Origin of the sequence: Aeromicrobium sp. REDSEA-S32_B7, assembly GCF_001626145.1 — a bacterium.
Classification (GTDB): Bacteria; Actinomycetota; Actinomycetes; order Propionibacteriales; family Nocardioidaceae; genus Aeromicrobium; species Aeromicrobium erythreum.
Window position 1 is genome coordinate 1 of record NZ_LUNF01000033.1, and the last position, 9,421, is coordinate 9,421.

The window sequence follows — 9,421 nt, forward strand, 5'->3', positions numbered from 1 at the left end:
TACTTCTCGTCGACTTTTAGCACACTGTTGAGTTCTCAAACATCAGACGCACACCCACCAGACAGACCCACATCAGGGCCCACCCACCAGGGGCTGGTCTATCCTACGCGGCTCGTGATCACCGGGTCAAACCCGGGGTCCTGCCACGATCACTCTCCGTTGTCAGCGGTCAGTCTCCGGAACTCAGTTCCTGGCGTTAACCGTTTCGGTTCGAGTGGCTGCTCGCTCCGAGTGCCCGGCCTCTCGGCCTTGCGCTCCGTCGTGCGGTGCAACAAGAAGAACATTACTCAGACGACCGGAGCAGGGTCAAATCGGTGCGGTGTGACCCCGGCCATACTCACGACCGGACCCGACGAACCCCTGCAACGGCGCGCTTTCCGCGGCGCAGGACGAGCCAGGAGCCGTGCAGGGCGTCCAGGGAGTCGAGCGAGGCCTCGGCGTCGTCGACCCTGCTGTTGTTGACGTACGCGCCGCCCTCGGCGACCGCTCGGCGGGCGGCGGAACGCGAGTCGACGAGACCGGTCTCGAGGAGGGCGTCCGTGAGTGTGGCGTCGCCACCCAGCTCGACGACGCCCGTCTCCCCCAGCGCGGCCGCAAGGGTGTCCTCCGGCAGCTCGGCCAGCTCGCCGCGACCGAACAGCGCCGTCGAGGCGAGCTCCGCGGCATCGACCTCGGCCTGCCCGTGCACGAGCGCCGTGACCTCGGCGGCGAGGCGTCGCTGCGCGAGGCGTCGGCCGGGCGCGGCGGCGTGCTCGGCCATGAGGGCGTCGATCTCCTCGACCGGCACGAAGGTGAACTGCTTGAGGTACTCCCCCACCTTCGTGTCCTCGGCCTGGATCCACGACTGGTAGAAGGCGTACGGACTCATGAGCTCGCGGTCGAGCCAGACCGTGCCCGACTCCGTCTTGCCGAACTTCGTGCCGTCGGCCTTCGTGATGAGCGGGGTCGCGAGGGCGTGCACCCTGCGTCCCTCCGAGCGACGGACGAGCTCGACGCCGGCGGTGATGTTGCCCCACTGGTCGCTGCCGCCGGTCTGGAGCACACAGCCGTGGCGACGGTGGAGCTCCAGGTAGTCCATCGACTGCAGCAGGACGTAGCTGAACTCGGTGTAGCTGATGCCGCTCTCGAGCCGGCTGCTCACCACGTCGCGCGCCAGCATGCGGTTCACCGGGAAGTGCTTCCCGATGTCGCGCAGGAAGTCGATCGTGCTGAGGGACTCGGTCCAGTCGAGGTTGTTGACCATGGTCGCGCCGTTCTCGCCCTCGAGGTCGACGAAGCGGACGACCTGGTCGCGGATCCGCTCGACCCACGCCGCGACGGTCTCGCGGGTGTTCATGACCCGCTCGCCGGCCTCCTTGGGGTCGCCGATGAGACCGGTGGAGCCACCGACGAGCAGGAGCGGTCGGTGCCCGGCGAGCTGGAGCCGCCGCGCGGTGAGGATCTGCAGCAGGTTGCCGACGTGCAGGCTGGGCGCGGTCGGGTCGAAGCCCACGTAGTAGACGATCGGGCCGGCGTCCATCTCGGCCCGCAGCGCCTCGAGGTCGGTCGAGTGCGCGACGAGTCCGCGGGCGGTCAGGTCGTCGAGGACGGATCCTCCGGCTGTGCTCACGTGGGGCTCCTGGTCGGTCGGGGCGGACGGCCCCATTCTGGCGCGCGACCGCGAGGGCCCGCGCAGCGGCGTCGGGAACACCAGCGGCGGCCCGACGGTTGGCACGGGCATGACGGTGGACGTGCAGATCTGGTCGGACGTGGCGTGCCCCTGGTGCTACGTCGGGAAGCGGCGCTTCGAGAAGGCCGTGGAGCGGTTCCGGGAGGAGGGCGGCGACGTGCAGGTCACCTACCGCAGCTTCGAGCTCTCGCCGGACACCCCGGTCGACTTCGAGGGCGACGAGGTCGACTTCCTCGCCCGCCACAAGGGCATGGCGCGCGAGCAGGTGGTGGGCATGCTGGCGCAGATGACGCAGGTCGCGTCCGACGAGGGGCTCGACTACGACTTCGGGGCGCTGCAGCACACGAACACCGTGCTGGCGCACCGGCTGCTCCACCACGCGCGCGCCGAGGGTCGTCAGGAGGAGATGAAGGAGCGGCTGCTCGCCGCGTACTTCGTCGAGGGCCGGCACGTGGGTCGGGTCGACGACCTCGCCGATCTCGCCGCGGAGGTCGGGCTCGATCGCGACGAGGTCGTGGCAGCCCTGTCCGGTGACGCCTACCTGGAGCAGGTGCGCTCGGACCAGGAGCAGGCGATGGCGCTCGGCATCCGTGGCGTCCCGTTCTTCGTGCTCGACGACCGGCTCGGCGTCTCCGGCGCGCAGGACCCTGACACGTTCCTGGGCGCGCTGCGCCGCGCGGCCGAGGAGCAGCCCGCGTGAACGGTCCGCTGGAGATGCTCGGCGACGACGCCGCGGCCGTCTGCGTCGACGGTGTGTGTGCCGTCCCCGCGACGACGTCGGCCCCGTCCGAGCGCGCTGCTCAGGACGGGGCCGACGAGGCGGGCACCAGGGACCCGGGATCAGCGCGGCACGACGGTGTCACCCGCGAGGCTTGACCGCCAGCACCGGACAGGTCGCGTCGAGCAGGACGCGCTGCGACACGCTGCCCATCAGCGCCTTGCCGACCGGCGAGCGGTGCCGCACGCCGACGACCACGAGCTCGGCGTCACGCTCCTGCGCGACCCGCACCACCTCGGCGCCGACGTCGGGCACGACCTCCTGGAGCACCTCGACCTCCCCGACGCGCTCGCGCAGACGCTCGACGGTGTCGGCGTCGGCGAAGTGCGGGTCGACGTAGGCGTCGCCCCGGGTCGCGTTGACGACGACGAGCGGGACCGAGCGTCGGCTCGCCTCCTCGGCACCTGCGGCCAGGGCCGCCTCGCCGTACTCGTCCGGGCTGTAGGCCACCACCACTGCGGTCATGCGGACACCTCCTCCTTCTCGACGGTCGACGCGCCGCGACGGGCGACGCGACCGCGCACGGCGGCCACGGCCATCGCGACGAGCGCGAGGACCAGCACCGCGTACACGACCTTCGCGACGGGCTCGCTCCACAGCGTGGAGACCTCGCCGCCGGACAGCGCCAGGGCCTGGGTCAGCTGGTTCTCCAGCGACGGGCCGAGGATGACGCCGACGATCAGCGGCAGCACCGGCAGTCCGAAGCGGCGCATGGCGACGCCGAGGAAGCCGAGCACCAGCAGCAGGGCCAGGTCGAACGGCTCGAAGCTGACGCTGTAGGCGCCGAGGGACGCGAAGAACAGGATGCCCGCGTACAGGTAGGGCCGCGGTACCCGCAGGAGCTTCGCCCAGATCGGCGCGAGCGGCAGGTTCAGCACCAGCAGCAGCGTGTTGGCGACGAACAGGCTGGCCAGCAGGGTCCACACGAGCGCGGGCTCGTTGTCGAAGAGCTGGGGACCGGGCTGGATGCCGTAGGACTGGATGGCGTTGAGCATGATCGCGGCCGTGGCCGTGGTGGGCAGGCCGATGGCCAGCAGCGGCACCATCGTGCCCGCGGCCGACGCGTTGTTCGCGGCCTCCGGTCCGGCGACGCCCTCGATGGCGCCCTTGCCGAACTCCTCGGGGTGCTTCGTGAGCCGGCGCTCGGTGATGTAGGACAGGAAGGTCGGCACCTCGGCGCCACCGGCGGGCAGCGCGCCGAAGGGGAAGCCGAACGCGGTGCCGCGCAGCCACGGCTTCCAGGAGCGGCCCCAGTCCTTGCGGTCCATCCAGGGGCGGCCGACGGGGATGACCTGCAGCGGCCGGCGGCGCAGGTGCGCCGCGACCCACAGGGCCTCGCCGATGGCGAAGATGGCGACGGCCACGACGACGACGTCGATGCCGTCGGCCAGCAGCGGGCTGCCGAACGTGAGCCGCGCCTGCCCGGTCGACGTGCCGACCAGCGCAATGGCGAGGCCGAGGAACAGCGCGATGAAGCCGCGCATCTTCGAGCTGCCGAGGACGGCCGAGACGGCGACCAGCGCCAGCAGCAGGATCGCGAAGTACGACGGGGCGCCCAGCTGCACCACGGCCGAGGAGACCTTGGGCGCGAACAGCACCAGGAGCGCGGTGGCGATGGTGCCGGCGACGAAGGACCCGATGGCGGCGGTCGCGAGGGCCTGGGCGGCCCGCCCCCGCTTCGCCATCTGGTTGCCCTCGATCGCGGTGACGACCGACGAGGACTCCCCTGGCGTGTTGAGCAGGATCGACGTCGTCGACCCGCCGTACATGCCGCCGTAGTAGATGCCGGCGAACATGATGAGGGCGCTGTCGACCGGGACCGTGTAGGTGATCGGGAAGAGCAGGGCCAGCGTCATGGCCGGCCCGATGCCCGGCAGGACGCCGACGGCGGTGCCGAGCAGCACGCCGATGACGGCGTACAGCAGGTTCTCGGGCGTGAGGGCGTTCATCAGCCCGTCGAGGAACAGGTCCATCAGAGCACTCCGTCCAGGATCCCCGCGGGGATCGGCAGACCCAGGCCGACGTAGAAGCCGTACCAGGTGATGAGGGAGAGGGCGGCGCCGATCGCGACGTCCTTCAGCAGCGTGCGGCTGCCGAGCGCCCACGCGCAGCCCGCGAAGAGCAGCGCGCCCGTGATCGCCCAGCCGAGCGTGTCGACGAGGAGCACGTTCGCGAGGAACACGCCCGCCAGCTTCGCGACGGTGAACCAGTCGCTGGGCTCGGTGAGGTCGACGTCCTCGCCGCCCTCCGGCTCCGCGACGTTGCCGCGCGCCGTGGCGACGGCGAGCGTCGCGGCCAGCACCAGCAGCGCGGTGCCGACGACGTAGGGCAGGAACGACGGCTGCACGGGCTGGTCGGCGAAGCCGGGCCGCAGACCCGTGGCGTCGACCACGACGACGACGCCCACGACGGCCAGGAAGGCCGCGAGCCCGTACTGGGCGCGGTCGACGACGCGAGGTCCGTCCGGACCTGTCGTCGTCTCGGTGGTGGTGCTCATGACAGTCCCAGCTCCTTCAGCGTCGAGTCGACGCGCTCGTCCTGCTCGGTCAGGAAGGTCCCGAACTCCTCGCCGGTGGCGAAGGCGTCGATCCATCCGTTGCGCTTCAGCGCCTCGCGCCACTCGGGCGTGTCGTGCATCTCGGTGACCAAACCGGTCAGGTACTCGCGCGTCGCGTCGTCGATGCCGGGCGGGGCGAGCAGCCCGCGCCAGTTGGTGAAGACGAGGTCGATGTCGGACTCGGTGAGGGTCGGGGCGTCGATCCCGTCGAGACGCTCGTCGCCGGAGACCGCCAGCACGCGGAGCGAGCCGTCGTCGATCTGGCCCTGGAACTCCCCGAGGCCGGACGTGCCGACCTGGATCTTCTCGCCGAGCAGGGCCGTGGTGAGCGGGCCGCCGCCGTCGTAGGCGATGTAGTTGACGTCCTTCGGGTCGATGCCGAGGGTCTGCGCGAGCTGCATCGGGAAGAGGTGGTCGGGGCCGCCGGGCGACGAGCCGCCGCCGACGGTGACGGAGCGCGGGTCCTTCTTCCAGGCGGTGACGAGGTCGTCGACCGTCTCGAACGGGGAGTCCGCGGGCACGAGCAGCCCCTCCTGCTCCTCGACGAGACGCGCGATGGGCGTCGCCTTCGAGACGCGGGCCGCCGAGTCGTTGGTGTACGTCGCGCCGACGACGCCGAGGCCCATGAGCATGACGAGGTCGTCGGCGCCGCGCTCGTTCAGCAGCCGCTGCATGGCGACCGTGCCGCTGGCGCCGATGACGTTCGTGATCTCGAAGCGACCCGTGAGGTCGTCCTCCTCCATCACCTGGGCCGCGGCGCGACCGGTGAGGTCGTAGCCGCCGCCCGGGCTGTTCGGGATCATCATGCGCAGACGACGGTTGTCGGGGTCGTCGCCGCCACGCGTCACGCCGCACGCGCCGAGCGTCGCGGCGAGTGCGAGGACGAGCGCCACGACGGTCGCCGTCCGGGTCCTGCGGGGGCGACGTGCGGGTCGTCGCTGACCTGTGTCGGCCATCACACCTCCTGGTGGGTCGACCCGAGCATGACGGCGAACGTGGCCTGCGTCACGATTGGGTGCGCAAAGGAGGTTGTGTTCGTTGTGGTCGCCGCGACCGGGCCGACGTACGTTGGCCGGTCAGTTCCTGCTGCTCCAGCTCGCCGTCGTCGCGCTCGTGCTGGTGATCGTCGGCGTGCTCTCGCTGCAGCAGGCCACCCGCGGGTTCGAGGACGACCGCGGGGCGCGGCTGCGCTCGACCGCGGAGTACCTCGCGAACGTCGCCGTCGTGCGCTCGCGTCTCGGCTCGACCGACGCGTCGCGCGTGCTCGCGCCGGCCATCGACCGGGCGCGGTCGCTGTCCGGCGCCGACGTCGTGTCGGTGACCGACCGCGCAGGCCGGGTGGTCGCGTCGTCCAGGCCGTCGCTGGTGGGCACGGAGGCGCCGCTCGGGGGCAGCCGCGTGCTGGAGGGTCGGGGGTGGACCGGGTCGGTGCCGACCGACCGCGGGCGCACGCTCGCCGGGCACGCCCCTGTGCTGGCCGACGACGGGTCGTTCGCGGGTGCCGTGCTGGCGGAGCAGAAGTACCCGACGGCCTGGCAGCGCGCGACCAACGCCGCACCCGACCTCGCGCTCTTCCTGGGCGTGGGCGCGGGCCTCGGCATCCTCGGCTCCTGGACCGTGTCGCGCATCGTGCGCCGACGCACGCGTGGGCTCGCCGCCGGTGACTTCGCCAAGCTCGCCGACCACCGCGAGGCGCTCCTGCACGGCATCCGCGAGGGCGTCCTGGGCGTCGACCCCGACGGTCGGGTCAGCATGGTCAACGACGCGGCCCTCGAGCTGCTCGGCCTCGAGGGACCGGTGCTGGGCCGCCGGGTCGTCGACGTCGCCCCCGAGCCCGACGTCGCCGCGCTCCTGCAGGACCAGGGCGACGCGAGCGACGTGGTGCTCGTGACGCGCGACCGCGTGCTGGTGCTGAACCGGCGCCGCGCCGCGACCCGGGGCGAGGGGGTCGGCACCGTCGTGACGATGCGCGACCGCACGGAGCTCGTCGAGGTGCAGCAGCAGCTCGGCTCGAACCTGACCATCACCGACGCGTTGCGCGCGCAGACGCACGAGTTCGCCAACCAGCTGCACACCATCGGTGGTCTGCTGGAGCTCGACGAGCCGGAGGAGGCGCGCGCCCTCGTGACGCACATCGTGGGATCGCGCGCGGCACGGCAGGACGACCTCGCCGACCACGTGGAGGACCCGGCCACGGCGGCGCTGCTGCTCGCGAAGTCGAGCCAGGCCGACGAGGCGGGCGTGCTGCTCAGCCTCGACCCGGACTGCGAGATCCCCCCGCTCGGCACCGGTCTCGCGGCCGACGTGACGACGATCCTCGGCAACCTCGTCGACAACGCCGTCGACGCGTGCCGCGGCACGCCGGGCGCGGAGGTGCGGGTGACGGGGCGCGCCGACGACGACGCGCTCGTCCTGGAGGTCGAGGACAGCGGCGACGGCGTGCCCGCCGAGCTGCGGTCGGCGGTGTTCGTGCGCGGCTACTCCACCAAGCCCGACGTGCTGGGCGGCCGCGGCGTCGGCCTGGCGCTGGTGCGGCTCCTGTGCGAGCGACGTGGTGGGTCGGTGACGATCGACGCCGCGAGGCCTAGCCTGTTCCGCGTGGTGCTGCCCTGGGAGTCGACGTGACGTCGGTGCTGGTCGTCGACGACGACTTCATGGTCGCGCGGCTCAACGCCCGGTTCGTCGAGCGCACCGAGGGCTTCGAGGTCGTCGGCGTCGCCGCGAACGGCGAGGAGGCGATCGCGCTGTGCGCGGCGCTCGACCCCGACCTCGTCCTCCTCGACGTGCACCTGCCGGACCTCGGCGGGCTGCAGGTGCTCGCCCGGCTGCGCGAGGCGGGCAGCCGAGCGGGCGTGATCATGGTGACGGCCGAGCGCGACGCCGACACGGTGCGTGCCGCGGTGGCGGGCGGCGCGATGCAGTACGTCGTCAAGCCGTTCGAGCAGCACGACCTCGCGGAGCGTCTGCACCGCGTCCGCAACGCCCTCCTCGCCCTGGGCGAGGGCGACGCCGACCAGGCCACCATCGACCGTGCGTTCGGCGCGGCGCGCAGCCCGTCCAGGGTCGCTCCCCTGCCGAAGGGGCTCAGCCGGGAGACGGCGCAGCTCGTCGAGGGTCTGCTGGAGCAGGACGAGGAGGTCTCCTCGTCCGACGCCGCCGAGCGGCTCGGCCTCTCGCGCGTGACCGCGCGTCGCTACCTCGAGCACTTCGTGACCACGGGCGAGGCGCAGGTCCGGCTGCGCTACGGCGGCGCCGGACGCCCGGAGCGCCGCTACCGTCGCCCCTGACGATCCTCGACGCCGGCTCTCGGGACCTTCGTCCGTCCGCGTCGGGCCCTTCGCCTTCCCCTGACCGGGCCGTGTGGCACCCTTCTGCCATGCAGACCACGACCTCGCTCCCGACGTCGCTCGTGCGCCCGGCGCCCGCGCCGCGCCCGAGCCTGGTGTGGTCGGCGGTCAGCGCGGTCCTCGTCGGCGGGCTCACCGTCCTCGACCGGCTGCTGGAGTCCGTCGGTCGCTGACCGCGACACCCCGGTCGGTCAGTCGTCCCGTCCGTCCGCCTCATCGCGGATCGCCCGGCCCCTCCGCTCGTCCTCGCGCTCCTTCTCCTGCGCCTTCTCGATGCCGCGCTCGTCGCGCGGCGGCAGCTGGATCTCGCGCTCGGCGGCGAGACCCGCCTGCAGCTCACGACCACGCTCGAGCTCGGCGTCGACCTCCGCACCGAGCAGGAGGGCGAGGTTCGTGATCCAGAGCCACAGCAGGAACACGACGACGCCCGCGAGGGACCCGTACGTGGAGCTGTAGCTGGCGAACGTGGCGACGTAGAAGCCGAACGCGAGCGACGCGAGCGCCCAGACGACGATCGCGAACGCGGCGCCGACGCTGATCCACCGGAAGCTGGGCTGGCGGACGTTCGGGGTGGCGTAGTACAGGATCGCGACCACGAGCACCACGACCAGCACGACGACCGGCCACTTGGCGACGTCCCAGACCATGACGACCGTGGAGCCGAGGCCGACAGCGTCGCCGACGGCCTGCGCCACCGGGCCGGTGAGCACGAGGGCCAGCGCGACCAGCGCCACCAGGACCAGCGTCACGACGGTCACGAGCAGCATCACCGGCCGCAGCTTCCAGACCGGCCGGCCCTCGCGGATCTCATAGACCCGGTTCATGGCACGCCCGAACGCGTTGACGTACCCGGACGCCGACCACAAGGCCCCGAGCAGTCCGACGACGAGGGCGATCCCGGCGCCGGGCGCGTCCGCGAACGACTCGATCGTCGGCCGCACCGTGTCGACGACGGACGCTGGCGCGACGCTCCCGACGACGTCGAGCAGGGCCTGGATCGTCGATCGTCCCTGCCCGAGCAGCCCGAGCAGCGACGTCAGGGCGATCACCGCGGGGAACAGGGCCAGGAC

Annotated in this window: 11 protein-coding genes; 5 read left to right on the forward strand and 6 right to left on the reverse strand. The window is 72.2% G+C overall.

Annotation, left to right across the window (positions count from 1 at the left end):
* Window positions 1-337: 337 nt before the first annotated feature.
* Window positions 338-1,609 carry a tyrosine--tRNA ligase gene (gene tyrS, locus A6Q79_RS02210; protein WP_286690547.1) on the reverse strand — a complete coding sequence of 424 codons (1,272 nt, stop codon included), beginning with the start codon at window positions 1,607-1,609 and terminating at the stop codon, window positions 338-340.
* Window positions 1,610-1,718: 109 nt separating this feature from the next.
* Between tyrS and A6Q79_RS02215 the strand changes: the two genes are divergently transcribed.
* The gene (locus A6Q79_RS02215) at window positions 1,719-2,369 is read left to right on the forward strand and encodes a DsbA family protein (protein WP_286690546.1); all 651 of its coding nucleotides are present in this window, start codon (window positions 1,719-1,721) and stop codon (window positions 2,367-2,369) included.
* Entirely contained in the window at window positions 2,366-2,545 is a 180-nt protein-coding gene (locus A6Q79_RS02220; protein WP_286690545.1) for a hypothetical protein, read from the forward strand. Before A6Q79_RS02215 ends, A6Q79_RS02220 begins: the two co-directional genes overlap by 4 nt.
* Here the strand turns inward: A6Q79_RS02220 and A6Q79_RS02225 are convergent.
* Genes A6Q79_RS02225 through A6Q79_RS02240 form a run of 4 tightly spaced genes read right to left on the reverse strand, consistent with a single transcriptional unit; the run spans window position 2,529 to window position 5,960 of the window.
* Window positions 2,529-2,912, reverse strand: coding sequence for a universal stress protein (locus A6Q79_RS02225; protein WP_286690544.1), 384 nt, complete (start codon window positions 2,910-2,912; stop codon window positions 2,529-2,531). The genes A6Q79_RS02220 and A6Q79_RS02225 overlap by 17 nt on opposite strands.
* Complete coding sequence (locus A6Q79_RS02230) at window positions 2,909-4,420, reverse strand: tripartite tricarboxylate transporter permease (protein ID WP_286690543.1); 1,512 nt, start codon at window positions 4,418-4,420, stop codon at window positions 2,909-2,911. The genes A6Q79_RS02225 and A6Q79_RS02230 overlap by 4 nt, the downstream gene beginning before the upstream one ends.
* The gene (locus A6Q79_RS02235) at window positions 4,420-4,944 is read right to left on the reverse strand and encodes a tripartite tricarboxylate transporter TctB family protein (RefSeq protein WP_286690542.1); all 525 of its coding nucleotides are present in this window, start codon (window positions 4,942-4,944) and stop codon (window positions 4,420-4,422) included. The genes A6Q79_RS02230 and A6Q79_RS02235 overlap by 1 nt, the downstream gene beginning before the upstream one ends.
* Window positions 4,941-5,960 (reverse strand): tripartite tricarboxylate transporter substrate binding protein, encoded by a 1,020-nt coding sequence (locus A6Q79_RS02240; protein WP_286690541.1) that lies wholly within the window; start codon window positions 5,958-5,960, stop codon window positions 4,941-4,943. The genes A6Q79_RS02235 and A6Q79_RS02240 overlap by 4 nt, the downstream gene beginning before the upstream one ends.
* An 82-nt stretch (window positions 5,961-6,042) precedes the next feature.
* On the opposite strand from A6Q79_RS02240, the gene A6Q79_RS02245 reads away from it, so the two are divergent.
* The 3 genes from A6Q79_RS02245 (at window position 6,043) to A6Q79_RS02255 (ending at window position 8,524) form a co-directional block, all read left to right on the forward strand.
* Window positions 6,043-7,629, forward strand: coding sequence for an ATP-binding protein (locus tag A6Q79_RS02245; protein ID WP_286690540.1), 1,587 nt, complete (start codon window positions 6,043-6,045; stop codon window positions 7,627-7,629).
* Window positions 7,626-8,291 carry a response regulator gene (locus A6Q79_RS02250; RefSeq protein ID WP_083516254.1) on the forward strand — a complete coding sequence of 222 codons (666 nt, stop codon included), beginning with the start codon at window positions 7,626-7,628 and terminating at the stop codon, window positions 8,289-8,291. Before A6Q79_RS02245 ends, A6Q79_RS02250 begins: the two co-directional genes overlap by 4 nt.
* Before the next feature lie 89 nt (window positions 8,292-8,380).
* Window positions 8,381-8,524, forward strand: coding sequence for a hypothetical protein (locus A6Q79_RS02255; RefSeq protein ID WP_286690539.1), 144 nt, complete (start codon window positions 8,381-8,383; stop codon window positions 8,522-8,524).
* 18 nt (window positions 8,525-8,542) lie between these two features.
* On the opposite strand, the gene A6Q79_RS02260 is transcribed toward A6Q79_RS02255, so the two are convergent.
* On the reverse strand, window positions 8,543-9,421 hold an 879-nt coding region (locus A6Q79_RS02260; protein ID WP_317695905.1), incomplete at its 5' end, for a YihY/virulence factor BrkB family protein.